15 protein-coding genes are annotated in these 14,393 nt (G+C 70.9%); 7 read left to right on the top strand and 8 right to left on the bottom strand.

Features of this window, described 5'->3' with window-relative positions; all coding sequences use genetic code 11:
* A partial coding sequence (locus AC08OU_RS01125; RefSeq protein ID WP_476604087.1) for a cytochrome c oxidase subunit I occupies positions 1–655 on the bottom strand: 655 nt, incomplete at its 3' end.
* A complete protein-coding gene (gene ctaC, locus AC08OU_RS01120) occupies positions 652–1,602 on the bottom strand; it encodes an aa3-type cytochrome oxidase subunit II (RefSeq protein ID WP_476599337.1) in 951 nt (316 codons plus the stop codon). The genes ctaC and AC08OU_RS01125, both read right to left, overlap by 4 nt.
* Before the next feature lie 247 nt (positions 1,603–1,849).
* Between ctaC and AC08OU_RS01115 the strand changes: the two genes are divergently transcribed.
* Together AC08OU_RS01115 and AC08OU_RS01110 are read left to right on the top strand one after the other, a co-directional pair.
* Entirely contained in the window at positions 1,850–2,998 is a 1,149-nt protein-coding gene (locus AC08OU_RS01115) for a cysteine desulfurase family protein (protein ID WP_476599335.1), read from the top strand.
* 13 nt (positions 2,999–3,011) lie between these two features.
* On the top strand, positions 3,012–3,248 hold the full coding sequence (locus tag AC08OU_RS01110; RefSeq protein ID WP_462186314.1) for a sulfurtransferase TusA family protein: 237 nt from the start codon (positions 3,012–3,014) through the stop codon (positions 3,246–3,248).
* Between the two features lie 9 nt (positions 3,249–3,257).
* On the opposite strand, the gene AC08OU_RS01105 is transcribed toward AC08OU_RS01110, so the two are convergent.
* Both AC08OU_RS01105 and erpA read right to left on the bottom strand, forming a co-directional pair.
* Positions 3,258–4,238, bottom strand: a complete 981-nt coding sequence (locus tag AC08OU_RS01105; protein WP_476599333.1) for a carbohydrate kinase family protein — start codon at positions 4,236–4,238, stop codon at positions 3,258–3,260.
* 321 nt (positions 4,239–4,559) lie between these two features.
* Positions 4,560–4,922, bottom strand: coding sequence for an iron-sulfur cluster insertion protein ErpA (erpA, locus tag AC08OU_RS01100; RefSeq protein ID WP_462186316.1), 363 nt, complete (start codon positions 4,920–4,922; stop codon positions 4,560–4,562).
* Positions 4,923–5,334: 412 nt separating this feature from the next.
* Between erpA and nadA the strand changes: the two genes are divergently transcribed.
* Genes nadA through AC08OU_RS01085 form a run of 3 tightly spaced genes read left to right on the top strand, consistent with a single transcriptional unit; the run spans position 5,335 to position 8,228 of the window.
* A complete protein-coding gene (gene nadA / locus AC08OU_RS01095) occupies positions 5,335–6,594 on the top strand; it encodes a quinolinate synthase NadA (protein ID WP_476599331.1) in 1,260 nt (419 codons plus the stop codon).
* Entirely contained in the window at positions 6,594–7,229 is a 636-nt protein-coding gene (locus AC08OU_RS01090; protein WP_476599329.1) for a DUF3043 domain-containing protein, read from the top strand. The genes nadA and AC08OU_RS01090 overlap by 1 nt, the downstream gene beginning before the upstream one ends.
* 33 nt (positions 7,230–7,262) lie before the next feature.
* The gene (locus AC08OU_RS01085) at positions 7,263–8,228 is read left to right on the top strand and encodes an aldo/keto reductase family protein (RefSeq protein ID WP_462186319.1); all 966 of its coding nucleotides are present in this window, start codon (positions 7,263–7,265) and stop codon (positions 8,226–8,228) included.
* A 63-nt stretch (positions 8,229–8,291) separates the two neighbouring features.
* Here AC08OU_RS01085 and AC08OU_RS01080 read toward each other — a convergent pair whose 3' ends face one another.
* The 3 genes from AC08OU_RS01080 to AC08OU_RS01070 form a co-directional block, all read right to left on the bottom strand.
* Positions 8,292–8,900, bottom strand: coding sequence for a TetR/AcrR family transcriptional regulator (locus tag AC08OU_RS01080; RefSeq protein ID WP_476599327.1), 609 nt, complete (start codon positions 8,898–8,900; stop codon positions 8,292–8,294).
* Positions 8,901–8,968: 68 nt separating this feature from the next.
* Positions 8,969–9,448: a nitroreductase/quinone reductase family protein gene (locus AC08OU_RS01075; RefSeq protein ID WP_476599325.1), complete on the bottom strand. Its 480-nt coding sequence runs from the start codon at positions 9,446–9,448 to the stop codon at positions 8,969–8,971.
* A gap of 205 nt (positions 9,449–9,653) precedes the next feature.
* Positions 9,654–9,866, bottom strand: a complete 213-nt coding sequence (locus tag AC08OU_RS01070; protein WP_462186322.1) for a hypothetical protein — start codon at positions 9,864–9,866, stop codon at positions 9,654–9,656.
* Positions 9,867–10,291: 425 nt separating this feature from the next.
* Between AC08OU_RS01070 and AC08OU_RS01065 the strand changes: the two genes are divergently transcribed.
* Both AC08OU_RS01065 and AC08OU_RS01060 read left to right on the top strand, forming a co-directional pair.
* Positions 10,292–10,465, top strand: a complete 174-nt coding sequence (locus AC08OU_RS01065) for a hypothetical protein (protein WP_011437513.1) — start codon at positions 10,292–10,294, stop codon at positions 10,463–10,465.
* 97 nt (positions 10,466–10,562) lie between these two features.
* Entirely contained in the window at positions 10,563–12,086 is a 1,524-nt protein-coding gene (locus tag AC08OU_RS01060) for a bifunctional adenosylcobinamide kinase/adenosylcobinamide-phosphate guanylyltransferase (protein WP_476599323.1), read from the top strand.
* 20 nt (positions 12,087–12,106) lie between these two features.
* On the opposite strand, the gene AC08OU_RS01055 is transcribed toward AC08OU_RS01060, so the two are convergent.
* On the bottom strand, positions 12,107–14,389 hold the full coding sequence (locus tag AC08OU_RS01055) for a hypothetical protein (protein ID WP_476604086.1): 2,283 nt from the start codon (positions 14,387–14,389) through the stop codon (positions 12,107–12,109).
* Positions 14,390–14,393: the final 4 nt, after the last annotated feature.

Here is a 14,393-nt window from a genome sequence, read left to right as displayed (position 1 = left end):
CCAGCACGAGGATCGAGGTCACCAGGAAGTTCCAGCAGAAGATCGGCAGCCGGAACATCGTCATGCCCGGGGCCCGCATCGTCAGGATCGTTGTGATCATGTTGACGGCGCCGAGGATGGTGCCCAGACCAGACACCGTCAGCCCCAGGATCCACAGGTCCGACCCGGCCCCCGGCGAGTACACCCCGTTGTTCAGCGGCGAGTAGGCGAACCAGCCGAAGGACGCCGACCCGTTCGGGGTCAGGAACCCGAAGATCACCGTCAGGCTGCCGAACAGGAAGAACCAGTAGGACAGCGCGTTCAGCCGCGGGAACGCCACGTCCGGCGCGCCGATCTGCAGCGGCACTAGGAAGTTCCCGAACGCGAAGGCGATCGGGGTCGCGAACATGAGCAGCATCAGCGTGCCGTGCATCGTGAACAGCTGGTTGTACTGCTCGTTGGAAAAGTGCTGCAGCCCCGGGCGGGCCAGCTCCGCCCGGATCATGATGGCCATGAGGCCGGCGACGATGAAGAACACGAACGACGTGACGAAGTACATGACGGCGATGTCCTTGTGGGACGTCGTCCGCAGATAGCCGAGCAGGTTCGTCCGCCGGGGGATGTGGGGGGCCGGGGAGTCGGCGTGCCCGACACCCGGTTCTTGTACGAGGGTCACTGTCCACTCCCGGTGGTTGCGGTGGTGGCGGCGGTCCCGGTCATCGACGCGGCCGGCGTCGCCGAGATCACCGCGTTCTCCCGGTCCGCGATGAACGTGTCGTACTCGGCCTGCGGCACGACCTTCACATAGAAGTTCATCCGGTCGTGGTCCGTCCCGCACAGTTCGGCGCATCGACCGATGAAGGTGCCGGTCTTCGTGACGGTCAGTTCGAACTGGTTCACCCGGCCGGGGATGACGTCCCGCTTGAACAGGAACTCCGGCACCCAGAACGAGTGGATGACGTCCGGCGAGCTCTCCACGAAACGGATCGAGCGGTTCTGCGGCAGCACGAGCACCGCCGGCTCACCGGGGCGACCGGTGACCTCGATCGGGTTGGCACCCTGCCGGCCGGATCCGGTGTCGAGGTACTTGAACTGCCAGTTCCACCGGAAGGCGATCACGTCGACGGTGACGTCGGGCTTCGACGAAAGCTTGGTGACCTCGGTCTCGTCCCGGGCCGTGTAGAAGAACAGCCCGGCCACGATCACCACCGGCACGACGGTGTAGAGCACCTCGACCGGCAGGTTGTAGCGCACCTGGCGGGGAAGTACGTCGCTGCGTTTCCGGAAGGCGATGACCGCGTAAAAGATCATTCCCCAGACGAGCACACCGACGGCGAGCGCCGCGATCGCCGAACCCTGCCAGATGTTGAGAAGGCGCGGCGTGTGGTTCGTCACGCCCTCGGGATAGCCGAATGTGGGCCTGTCGCAGGCGGTCGCCATGATCCCCACGACAGCGAGCGCGGCGCTGAGACGCAGGACACGCCGAAGCGGCCGGATGTGCCGCGTCCCGTGCACGCCGACCGCGGACACCGCGGCTGCGCGTGTGTCGGAGCCAGCCGGCGTCGTCGGCGTGTCCTCGACATCCGCGAGCGACGGCCGGGTCCGACCGAAGGATCTCCTCACCAGGTCCTGCCTCCCACGACGAGCGGGCCGCGGCCGCGGGGGCGGACAGCGTTCGTCCCCGCGCGCGAGACCCCCTGGAAACGCCATGTCGCCCCGCCGATCCAACCGGACGACATGCTGTCTTCGACACGCTGTAGATGGTGCGGCAGCAGCGTATCTCAGCGGCCGCGAACCTTCTCGCCTCAGGCCCCCGTCAGCGCCTGTGACGCACGCCCCTCCCGGCCGTTCACGGCGTACCGTTTCACAGGTGCCGGCCTATCTCGACCACGCGTCGACCACGCCGCTGCACCCTGCCGCGCGCGAGACTCTGCTAGTGGCCCTTCAGGATGGCTGGGCCGACCCGGCACGGTTGTATCGGGAGGGCCGCCGGGCGCGCATGCTGCTCGACGCGGCGCGCGAGACCGTCGCGAGCGTACTCGGGGCTCGGCCGGACGAGATCAGTTTTCCCGCGAGCGGGTCGGCGGCGGCGCATCTGGCCCTGCTGGGCACGGCGGCGGCCCGGCGGCGCGCGGGTGACGTCGTCATGGTCAGCGCGGTCGAGCACTCCAGCGTCCTGCACGCTGCGCAGCGGCACGAACAGGCCGGTGGACGGGTCGTCAGGGTCGGTGTGGATCATCTTGGCCGGATCGACCCCGCCGGCTTCACCCCCGTCGCCGGTACCGCCGTCGCCAGCCTCCAGCACGCCAACCATGAGGTCGGGACCATCCAGCCGGTCGCCGAGGTCGCCGAACGGATGCGCGCCGCCGGGGTGCCGCTGCACACCGATGCCGCCGTGACAGTCGGCCACATCCCCGTCGACCTGGCCGACCTCGGGGTGGATCTGCTCACCGCGAGTGCCCACAAGTTCGGCGGACCACCCGGGGTGGGCGTTCTCGCCGTGCGCACCGGGACCCGCTGGCGCAGTCCCGGTCCCGTCGACGAGCGGGAGGGCGGTCGGGTTGCGGGCTATCCGAACGTCCCCGCCGTCGCCGCCGCCGCCACGGCGCTGAGCGCCCGGGCGGGTGAACTCGCCGCGGAGGCGCCCCGGCTCGCCGGCTACGTGGCCGAGCTGCGCCGCCGGCTGCCCGAACTCGTCGACGGCGTGGAACTACTCGGCGACCCGGACCGGGCAGCGACGGTTCCGCACATCAGCGCGTTCTCCTGCCTCTACGTCGAGGGCGAGGCACTGCTGACCGAGCTCGACCGGGCCGGAATCGCCGTGAGCTCCGGGTCGAGCTGCACATCCGACACCCTGGCCCCGAGCCATGTCCTGGTCGCCATGGGCGCGTTGACGCACGGCAACCTGCGGATCTCCTTCGGCCGCGAGTCGACCCGGGCCGACCTCGACGCCCTGCTGACGGCGCTGCCCGCGGCCGTGCGCGCCGTGCGGGACCGGCTGGGCGCCGCCGGGCTTTGACGCCGACAATCCGATGACGGAACAGCCGCACACGGTCGACTCGCGAGGACGGCGCTGCCCGCTGCCGATCATCGATCTGGCCCGCGCCTTCGGCGGGATTCCGGTGACCGGCACCATCACGCTCTGGGCCGACGATCCCGCCGCCGGCGCGGACGTCGTGGCCTGGTGCCGGCTGCGGGGTCAGGAGCTGGTGGGCGTCTCCCCGCTCCCGGAGGGCGGGGAGGCGTTCGTCATCCGGCGGCTTGTATAATCTTCCGGCTCAGATTGTCGGCAGATGCTCGGCGATCTCGGCGGCGGCGTCGGAACCGTAGGCCTCGGTGAGACGCTTAAGCACCTCCGACGGCTCCACCGTGTACTCCTGGGTGCCGATCGTCTCCAGGACCAGGGTGGCGAGCAGGGAGCCGACCTGGGCGGAGCGTTCGAGCGAGAGGTCCCAGGACCGGCCGGCGAAGAACCCAGCCCGGAAGGCGTCCCCGACTCCGGTGGGATCCGGGGTGGCGCGGGCGGGAACGACCGGGACCCGGATGGGGTCGCTCTCCGGGGCCTCGATGACCGCACCATCCTTGCCGTGCGTGGTCACCCGGACGCCGACCCTGGCCAGGATCTCCTCGTCCGACCAGCCGGTCTTGCTGGCGAGCAGCGCCTTCTCGTACTCGTTACAGAACAGGTAGGCCGCACCGACGACGAGCTCGCGGATCTGCGGGCCCTCCATGATCGCGAGCTGCTGGGAGATGTCCGCCGCGAACGGATATCCCCGCTGTCGGCACTCCTCGCTGTGGCGCAGCATCGCCCCGGGGTCGTTGGGGCTGACGATCACCATGTCCAGGCCGCCGAACCGCTCGGCGATCGGCCTCAGCTCGATGTCGGCGGCCTCACTCATCGCACCCGGGTAGAAGGACGCGATCTGGTTGAGGTCCTCGTCGGTGGTGCAGACGAACCGCGCGGTGTGCGCGATCTCGCTGACCCGCACGGAGGCGGTGTCCACACCGTGCCGGTCGAGCCAGGAACGGTAGTCGGCGAAGTCCTCGCCGACCGCGCCGACGAGGATCGGGCGCAGGCCCAGCCGGCCCAGGCCGAAGGCGATGTTGGCCGCCACTCCGCCCCGCCGGATCACGAGCTCGTCGACGAGGAAGGACAGCGAGACCCGCTCAAGCTGGTCGGCGAGCAACTGCTCGGCGAACTTTCCAGGAAAGCGCATGAGGTGGTCGGAGGCGATGGAACCAGTCACGGCGATACGCACGATCAAGGAGCTTACCGGCCTGCCCCGAAGCCCGGAACCACCGGCTCGCGCTGGTTCACACGCGTCATTACGGAGGCGTCAGATCGCGGTGTCCCGTGATTCCGGCGGCCCGCAGGCAATGGACCCGCAGGCAATGGAAACGACGGATACCGACACAAGCGGATACCGACACAACACATGCGGGAGAGCCCGGTCCGACGAACAAAGGTCGGACCGGGCTCTCCCGAACGTTCCGGTCTGATCAACCGGTCACCGAACCGCGCCCCGGGGCTCGCGCCGAGACGCGGCCCGAGCAGGAGGTGCGGCCCGGTGCTCAGCGCATCAGTGGAACGAGTCGCCGCAGGCGCAGGAACCCTGGGCGTTCGGGTTATCGATGGTGAAACCCTGCTTCTCGATCGTGTCGACGAAGTCGATCGTCGCCCCGCCGAGGTACGGGGCACTCATCCGGTCCACCGCCACCTTGACACCGGAGAAATCGAGGACGGTGTCGCCGTCGAGGGACCGCTCGTCGAAGAACAGCTGGTAGCGCATGCCCGAGCAGCCTCCGGGCTGCACCGCGATACGCAGCTTGAGGTCATCCCGACCCTCCTGCTCAAGCAGGGTCTTCACCTTGCCTGCGGCGGTGTCGGTGAGGACGACGCTCGAGGACTGCGTCGCGGGTGCGGTGGTGTCCTGAACGGTCATAGGGACTACTCCTGCCCTTGGTGGACGTGCCTGGCAAGCCAGGCCACTAGTTCCGGTTGACTTGTACGCAGGGCGCCGCCGACCATCCGGCGCACACCCCCCCGGGCACGGCACTGCCACTGTGCCGACATCCATGCCCAACACCGTCGGCCGGGATCCGCTTCCTATGGTAGCGATGCCGGCGCGGGCCAACCACGTCGAGATCCCGACCATGCTTGGAGACGGTGGTCACTCCCGTTCACGTTAGTGACCTTCGTCTGGCCGCCAGCTGACCACGAAGAGCTCGGCATACGATGGCGCCGGGAGTTAGAGTCTCATCGACCATTCGTGGACGGGTCCGGCGGGATCGTTCGATCGGCCGCCGCGGACGACGAGGCGGCCAGGCCGAGGGCCGGTCGACCGGAGGAGTGCCATGACCACCAACCCGGCCCTGCGGCGCGACCCGATCCCTGCTCGCGGCCCGATCCCTGCTCGCGGCCCGATCCCTGCTCGCGACCCGGCCCTCGACCGGGTCGGTGTGACTCCGTCACCGCTGGCCCTGCTGCTACTCGGACGCCAGGCCGACCCGGCCAGCGAGCGTGGCGTGGACTGTCCGGGTGAACTCCCCCCGGCGGCCGATCCGACCCTCACAGCCCGCGCCGCGGCGGCGAAGCGGGCGCTGGGTGATCGGGCGTTCATCCTCGGGCACCACTACCAACGCGACGAGGTCATCGCTTTCGCCGACGTGACCGGCGACTCGTTCAAGCTGGCCCAGCAGGCCGCCGCGCGGCCGCAGGCCGAGGCGATCGTCTTCTGCGGCGTGCACTTCATGGCGGAAAGCGCCGACATCCTTACCGGCGCGCACCAGCAGGTGATCCTGCCGGACCTTGCCGCCGGCTGCTCGATGGCGGACATGGCCACAGCCGAGCAGGTCGAGCAGGCCTGGGACGATCTGCTCGACGCGGGAGTCGCCGCCGGCACCGTTCCAGTGAGCTACATGAACTCCTCGGCCGCGATCAAGGCGTTCACCGGGCGCCACGACGGGACGATCTGCACGTCGTCGAACGCCAGGCGCGCGCTGGAGTGGGCCTTCGGCGAGCGTGGGGGCGCCCGGGTGCTCTTCCTGCCGGATCAGCACCTCGGCCGCAACACCGCCATCGGGGAGCTGGGGATGAGCGAGCAGGACTGCGTCGTCTACGACCCCCGCAAGCCCTCGGGAGGACTGACCAGCCGGCAGCTGCGCGAGGCGAAGATGATCCTCTGGCGGGGTCACTGCTCGGTACACGGCCGGTTCACCCGCGATAGTGTCGACGAAGTCCGCCGCCGGATCCCCGGGGTGACGGTGCTCGCCCACCCGGAGTGCCGGCGGGAGGTCGTCACCGCGGCCGACCTCGTCGGCTCGACCGAGTACATCATCTCGGTCGTCGATGCCGCTCCCGCCGGATCGGCGTTCGCGATCGGTACCGAGCTGAACCTGGTGCAGCGGCTGGCGACGAGGCACCCTGACCAGACCGTGGTCTTCCTGGACCGTACGGTGTGTTTCTGTTCCACCATGAACCGGATCGACATGCCCCACCTCGTGTGGGCGCTGGAGTCCCTCGTGCGGGGTGAGACGGTGAACCGCATCACCGTCGACCCGGACATGGCCCCCTATGCCCGGAAGGCTCTCGACCAGATGTTGGCGCTGCCCTGATGGCTCTGCTGAAACGACGCGGCTCCGCCAGCTCCGATGCCGGCTCCGGTCCCATCGCCGGGGATCCGATCGCCGAGCAGGTGGAGAGGGCCGAACAGGAGAAGGTCGCCGATCCGCGGCGCACGGCGGCCAAGGGCCGACCCACGCCCCGCCGGGCGGAGGCGCGGGCCGCCCGTACGAAGCCCGGTGGGGCGCTCGGCGCCCCGGCGAACAAGCAGGAGGCGCGGGCGGCGCGACGCAGGCAGAGCCAGGAGTACCGCGCGGCGATGATGTCCGGCGACGTCAGCCGGCTGCCACCGCGTGAACGCGCGCCCGAGCGCGTGCTGGCCCGCGACTTCGTGGACACGCGGATCAACGTCGGGTCGTTCTTCCTGCCGATCGCCATCGTCTACTTCGTCGGCGGACTGGTCCCGAACGCATCGATCAAGCTGGCCGCGACCCTGCTGATGCTGCTCGGGATCGTCGCGGTCGTCATCGACTCGCTCCTGCTCTCCTGGCAGGTGAGCCGGCGCGTCGCGGAGAAGTACCCGGACTCCCGGGTGCGGGTGCGGGCCTACGCCGTGCAGCGCGCGCTACTGCCGCGGCGCTGGCGACTCCCCCGCCCGCGGGTCTCCCGCTCCGGCCCGCGCCCCTGATCGACGGTCAGGGCCGACGGCTAAGGTCGTCACGTGAAGCATCGACGTCTCGGGCGCAGCGGCCTGTCGGTCAGTGAGATCTCCTACGGCAACTGGATCACCCATGGTGACCAGATCGAGGCGGATGCGGCGACCGCCTGTGTGCGTGCCGCCCTCGACGAGGGCATCACCACATTCGACACCGCGGACGTCTACGCCGGTACCCGCGCCGAGAGCGTCCTGGGCGAGGCGCTGCAGGGCGTGCGCCGGGAGTCCTACGAGCTGTTCACCAAGGTCTACTGGCCCACCGGCCCGGGCGAGAACGACAAGGGCCTCGGTCGCAAGCACATCATCGAGTCCGCGCACGCCTCGCTGCGCCGTCTGCGCACCGACCACCTCGACCTCTACCAGGCACACCGGTACGACCCAACGGTGCCGGTCGAGGAGACCCTGCGGGCCTTCGACGACCTCGTCCGCGCCGGCAAAGTGCTCTACGTCGGCGTGTCCGAGTGGAGCGCCGAGCAGATCAGCGACGCCGTCCGGCTGGCCGGCGAGCTGGGGCTGGACCGCATCATCTCCAACCAGCCGCAGTACTCGATGCTGTGGCGGACCATCGAGGCCGACATCGTGCCCGTCAGCCGGAAGGCCGGGATCTCCCAGATCGTCTGGTCGCCGATCGCCCAGGGCGTGCTCACCGGCAAGTACCTGCCCGGTCAGCCACCGCCGACCGGCAGCCGGGCCACCGGTGGAACCGGTTCCACCTTCATCTCCCGGCTGCTGCGCGACGACGTGCTGACCGCGGTGCAGGAGCTGCGGCCGATCGCCGCGGACGCCGGGCTGTCGATGGCGCAGCTCGCCATCGCCTGGGTGCTGCAGAACGACAACGTCGCCTCAGCGATCATCGGCGCATCCCGGCCGGAGCAGGTACGGGAGAACGTCAAGGCTGCCGGCGTGACGCTCGACGCGGTGCTGCTCGATCGGATCGACGACGTGCTCGCCAAGGTCGTCACCCGGGCCTGACCCGGGCCTGCCTCCAGGCCTGGCCCCGGGCCCGCCGGCTGCCCCGGATCGAATCGGATCGAATCAGCCAGGTTGGTCGTCGGCCGGGTCGGTTCGGCGGAAAGCGGAGGCCAGCGCCTGCCAGGTCCGGTCGAGATCGGATCCTGGCAGGTAGCGGCCGTCCAGTTCGAGGATCATCATGCCGTGCGCGGCGGCCCACAGGGCTTGCGCGAGATAGGGTTCCCCGGCCGCCCGGTAGAACGGCTCCCCCGCCCAGTCCTCGACGTCGGCGCTCAGTAGCCGACGGTTCAGCGAACCGGCGGTGACCAGGCGGTAGAGGTTCGGATGGGCTCGGGCATAGCCCCGGTACGCGGCCAGCAGGGCCGGGACCACCTCCGCGGAACCGCTGCGGTCGACCACGTCGTGGAGCAACTCCCCGATCTCCATGAGCATGGTCTCGATCAGCTTGGCCTCGAGCTGCGGCTTGCCCGCGAGATGCTTGTACAGCGACGGCGCCCGGATACCGAGGAGATCACCGATCCGGCGCATCGTCAGCGCCCCCGCCCCCTCGGTCTCCAGCACCCCTCGCGCGACCGTGATGATCTCGGTGACCCGCGGCGAGACGGGGCCCAGGACCGGGCGGGGCGCGATCCTGGGCAACGGCAGCTCGCCGGCCGGCCGCACCTCCGCCACCGACCGTGCTCCCCGCGCCGGCGCCGACCCGGATTCCGCCCGCACCGGTGAGGTTGCCGTCCCTGTGTTCACGCCGGCGTGATCACGAAGACGGGATGGCGGGGCGCGATCCGACGGATCTCCTCATCGGACGAGCCCGGCCCGACCCCGTCGAAGAAGGCGCCGACCTCGGCCTTCCACCGCCGCAGGTAGGCCCGCAGCACGGCGACGCTCGCCGCCGGATCCAGCTCGATCGCGGAGTAACGCGTGCGCGACCGGCCACGCAGCAGGTACAGCTCGCCCTGGGCCACGCGCAGATTACGCACCCACTGGCCATGTCCTCGCGCCGAGACCAGGTACTGCTGCCCGTCGAAGATGAGCAGGTTCACCGGGGTCCGGCGCGGCTCGCCGCTGATCCGGCCGCGTACCTCGAGGATCCGGCTGCCCAGGAGGCTGATCCCCGCCCGGGTCAACGCCGCGACGGCGCGGTTGGCCACGTTACGAGTGAACCATCCGGGGGCGAGGTAATGCGCTTCAGCCAGAGTGGACGGGTTGTTGTGCTCGGTCAAGATCTGCACCCTCTCTGCCGACCGGAGCGGCCCGGCGCCAGCCTAAGCGATCTCGATGGTTCGGCCGGCCGGACCACACCGGACAGGCCGACGCCGCTAGCCAACACTGCTAGCTAACGCCGTTAGCCGACCTCTCGTCAAGAGGTAGTTCGGTCGGCACGAATCGGGACCGGCACCGGTCGGGACCGGCACGGGCGGAGGCGGCTCAGGTCACCGGGCGCAGGCTCATCGGCCCGTAGATGCGACGGCCGGCATCGAGGAGCGTCACCTGCGCCACCCCCGCATCGAGCAGGTCACGCCAGGTCTCCCCGAGCCACGTCTCAGCGTCTCCCTGGCTGGTGAACGACTCGGAGGTCGAGTCCCCGCCGACCATCGTGATGGTGCCGTCATCGCCTTCGTAGCGCCAGGTCCAGGTCATGAGTGTGTCCTTCCCACCCGGGCGGCCCGCGCTGGAACCGCCGGCCGTGATCGGCCAGTGCGCCGGCCGGTCGCCCCATCCAACCGCGTGCACCCAGCCGACGCGGGACTCCCGGCCCCACCCCAGGGCCGATGATCCATCGTGGCACTGGTCGACCGGCCCGCGGGCCCGGGTCCGGTCGGCCCGTGCTACTGGCGCGGTCGGCGATACCGGCGCCAAGATGTCGTGAACGCCGGTAACGTCAGTTCTGGTGGATGCCCGGACGGCACCGCGACCACCACGATCGCGAAGCCGGCGTCACCGGTCATCGCCGGTCGCGCGAGCCGGCGGAGGTCCGCACGGTGAGCACAGCCGCGTCGAAGGCAGGTCCGCACGACAGGCACGTCTGCGTGAGCAGTACGTCGGTACAAGGAGGAAGAACCCGCGTGGGAACGACCGTCTACAACGCAGCGGCCATCGTGGCCGAGTCCGTGGAACACGAGGACGCGCCCCTGACCTGGTGGGCCGCCGCGCTCGTCACCTTCGCGGCGATCTTCCTGCTGGCGGTGGTGCTCACCCTCATGACCCTGTGGGAGCGCAAGCGCCACCCGCACGTCTGAGGTTCCGGAGGCCACGGAGCCTGGCAGGCTTGAGAACCCGGAGAGGCGGAGACCCCGGGGGATCCGGGGCGCCACGGGATCCGGGAGACGGAACACGATGAAGGTGACGCTGCTCGGCACCGGCTCGGCGGACGGCTGGCCCAACCCGTGGTGCGACTGCGCATCCTGTGCCTGGGCCAGGGAACACGAAGTACGCGGGCAGACGGCCGTTCTGATCGACGACGCCCTGCTGATCGACTGTGGTCCCGACGTGCCCCGGACCGCTGCCCGGCTCGGAGTACGCCTGTCGGGGCTGCGTCATCTGCTGATCAGCCACGCCCATCCCGATCATCTGGGGCCCGAGAGCCTGATGTGGCGCTCGTGGTCGACAGCCGCGGGACGGCCCCTCGACGTGGTCGGTCCGCCGGGGGCGCTGGCGGCGTGCCGGGAGTTCCTGGCTCGCTGGGAGCGATCCGATCCGGACCGGGACGGCTCGCCGCTGCGGCTGATCGCCGTGGTGCCCGGGGGCACGCCGACGGCACCCGGGCCCCTGCGCCTCGGCGGGGACGATCGGCAGGCCGCGGAGGACCGGGGATCCGCGGAGGATCAGGAGTCCCCGAGCGATCGGGGTTACCTCGTTCGACCGGTCGCCGCCCGGCACGGTGACGCGAGCATCGGGCCGGCCGTGCTCTACGACGTGACGGCGCCGGACGGTGGACGCCTGCTGTACGGCTGCGACACCGCGGCGCCGCTGCCGGCGGAGACGCTCGAGGCGGTCACCGGCCGCGCCTACGACGTCGTGTTGCTGGAGGAGAACAACGGCGACCGGCCGGGGTTCGGCGAGCACCTTGACCTCGACACCTTCGGTCAGCTCGTGGCCGAGCTGCGCCGCCGCGGCGCCGTGGTGCCGAGCACCCTGGTACTGGCCGTTCATCTGAGTCACCGCAACCCGCCCGGCGACGAACTGGCCCGCCGGCTCCAGCTCGCCGGCGCGCTGGCACCGGCGGACGGGACCGTCTATGACATCGTCCCGGCCGCCCGGCGGCAGCCACCACAGCCGTCTCAGCCAGCACAGCCACCACGGGCACCAGGGCGGTGGCAGCGCCCGGTGTTCCCGGCACCACACCGGCTCCTGATCACGGGGGGTGCCCGGTCGGGGAAGTCGGCCGAGGCCGAACGCCGGCTGCTCGCCGAACCGGAGGTGGTCTACGTCGCGACATCGGCGCCGCCTGATCCGGCCGACGCCGAGTGGTCCGAGCGGATCGCCGCACACCGGCGGCGGCGCCCGGCCGCCTGGACGACCGTGGAGACGGTCGATCTGGTCCCCCTGTTGCGCTCTCCCGGACCACCGCTGCTCATCGACGGTCTGGGGCTGTGGGTCGGCGCCTGGCTGGACCGTCCGGACGAGTTGCGCATCCGCGCGGAGGAGCTCGTTGACGCCTGGCGGGCCACCGGCCGCCGGGTCGTCGCGGTCACGGACGAGGTCGGTTCCGGAGTCGTTCCCCCGGCCGAGGCCGGCCGCCGGTTCCGCGACGCGCTCGGCCGTCTCAACGCCGATCTCGCGGCCGAGGCCGACGAGGTGTGGCAGGTGGTCGCGGGCATCCCCCTCCGGCTGCGACCGTTCCCGCACGAGTGGTCATAGCGTCCTCACGGGACGAATCCTCACGGGACGAATCCTCCCGTGAGGAAGTCGTAGCGATAGAGCCCGGCCGAGCAGGCCACGATGAGACCGGCCAGTTCGGTCGCGGGAAGCCACCGGCAGGACCGGGCCGCGCCCTCGAAACGCATCATGGTGGCGCATCGCCAGGTCGAGGTGTCCCAGATGCGCAGCGCGCCGTCGCCGCCCGCGGTGGCGAGCCACGCCCCGTCCGGAGAGAAGGCCGCGTCGCGCACGGTGTGGACGTGTCCGATGAGCGTCGCCACCGCCGCGCCGTCGCTCACCCGCCAGACCCGCACGGTGTGGTCGGCTCCCGCGGAGGCCACCAGCGCGCCATCCGGGGAGATCCCCACGCCCAGCACGTTGTCGGTGTGGCCGGTGAGCACAGCCCGCTGCTCCAACGTCGCCACGTCCCACAACCGCACGGTGCGGTCATTGCCGCCCGAGGCCAGCCACCTGCCGTCCGGGCTGACCGCGCAGGCCTGCACCGGACCGCGATGACCCGCCTGATCAACAGAGCCCACCAGACCGCGGGGATCCTCGGAACCGCTCGACGCGGCAGCGGTGGCGGTGGCGGCAGCAAAGGTGGCCAGCCACTCGCCCCCCTCGGTCTCCCACATCCGCAGCGAGCCGTCCCCGCAGGCCCCGACGAGCCAGGAACCGGTGGGGTCGACAGCGAATCCGTAGATCTCGACGTCGGCCGTCAGCACGGCCTGTACCGTCGCGGTGACGGGATCCCACAGCCCGACCGCGTTCGTGTCCACGGGTACGACCGCCCAGGAACCGTCGGGTGCGGCCACCGACCCGCGGGCCTGCTGGACACGACCGCCACTGCTCGCCGCGCCTGGCTCTCCCGTGGCCAGATCCCAGGCGGTCGCGGTGCCGTCGTCGGAGTAGGCGACGACCAGGGTGGGCGCGTCCCGCCCGCGGGGGACCACCACGGCGCAGCCCCGCATCGCCTCGTCCCGGCCACTCGCGGCGGGCTTGGGCAGGGTGACGTCGGTTGCCCACAACCGGATGCTGCCGTAGCGGCCCGCGGCGGCGACCCATGATCCGTCCGGGGAGACCACGCACGTGCGGCTTCCGACGGCGCCGACCAGCTCCGCGCGATGGGTGCCGCGCTCGGCGTCCCAGAGCCGGATCGCTCCCTCCCAGCTGGTCGTCGCCAGGAGGCGGCCATCCGGGCCGACCGCGGCGCACCGCACGGACCCGGCACCATCGCTGATCACGCGATCCTGCCGGCCGGCGGGCATTGACCATCGGCGGACTGTTCCGTCCTGCCCCGACGAGCCGAGCCAGCTACCGTCTGGAGCGACGGTCAGCGAGAGTACGGATCCGGCATGGCCCGTGAGGGTCAACCTCGGGGCTCCGGTCGTCGCATCACAGATCCGGATGACGGAGTCGTCACCCGCGACGGCGATCCAGCTTCCGTCCGGCGCCGGCACGCAGCAGCGCAGCGCCGCGCCGGAGACGGGGACCTGAAAGACAGAATCTCCGCTCACAACGTCCCAGCGGATCAGGGTCCCGGCCCCGCCGACCGAGATGATCCCCGCCCCGTCAGGAGTGAAGGCGCAGGTGTTGACCTCGCCGGCAGGCCCGGTCAGCACCCGGGGCTCGGGCCGGTCCGGCGAGGCTGCGGCGGTGACGGCGGTGATGGCGGACAGAGCGGCGCCGTCCGCCTGCCCGTCGTCGAGACTCCGAGCATCCCGAAGACCAGAAGCATCCCCAAGAGCCGGGGCATCCCCGAAAGCCGGGACATCCCCGAGATCCGGCACGTCGACGGGATCGGGCGCGGTCCATAGGCGGACCGTTCCGTCGGCACCGGCCGAGGCGATGGTTCTCCCGTCCGGCGCCACCGCGCAGGCCAGCACCGGACCGTGGTGGCCCGTGAGCACGGCACGGGATCGTCCCTCCGGGACGTCCCAGACGCGAACCGTTCCATCGCTACCGGCCGATACCAGCCAATCGCCGCTGGGAGCAACGGCGAGCCCGTGCACCCACCGCCGGTGGCCACCGAAGGCGCGGCGCAGCGCCGGATGCGGCTGGTCGGGCAGGGACCAGCGGTTAGCCAGGCGAGGTACGCCGACGTACCGGTCCAGCTGCGACCGGGCCGCCGCGAGCTCGGGCCGTTCGTCGAAGCGGCTGAGCACGACGGCGCCGAGGGCCTCCGGCGGGTCGGTGGGGGCCAGCAGATGCGCGCTCTGGGCGACGGTCCGGCTCAGCACCGCCAGCACGGGATCGGTGGGCAGAGCGGAGGTGGCGATGGCCAGATCAGCCTCGAGCGCCACCGGG

This window comes from Frankia sp. CcMO1 (assembly GCF_977945845.1).
The sequence above is the reverse complement of the archived record's forward strand: the minus strand, read 5'-3'. Positions and strand labels throughout refer to the sequence as shown.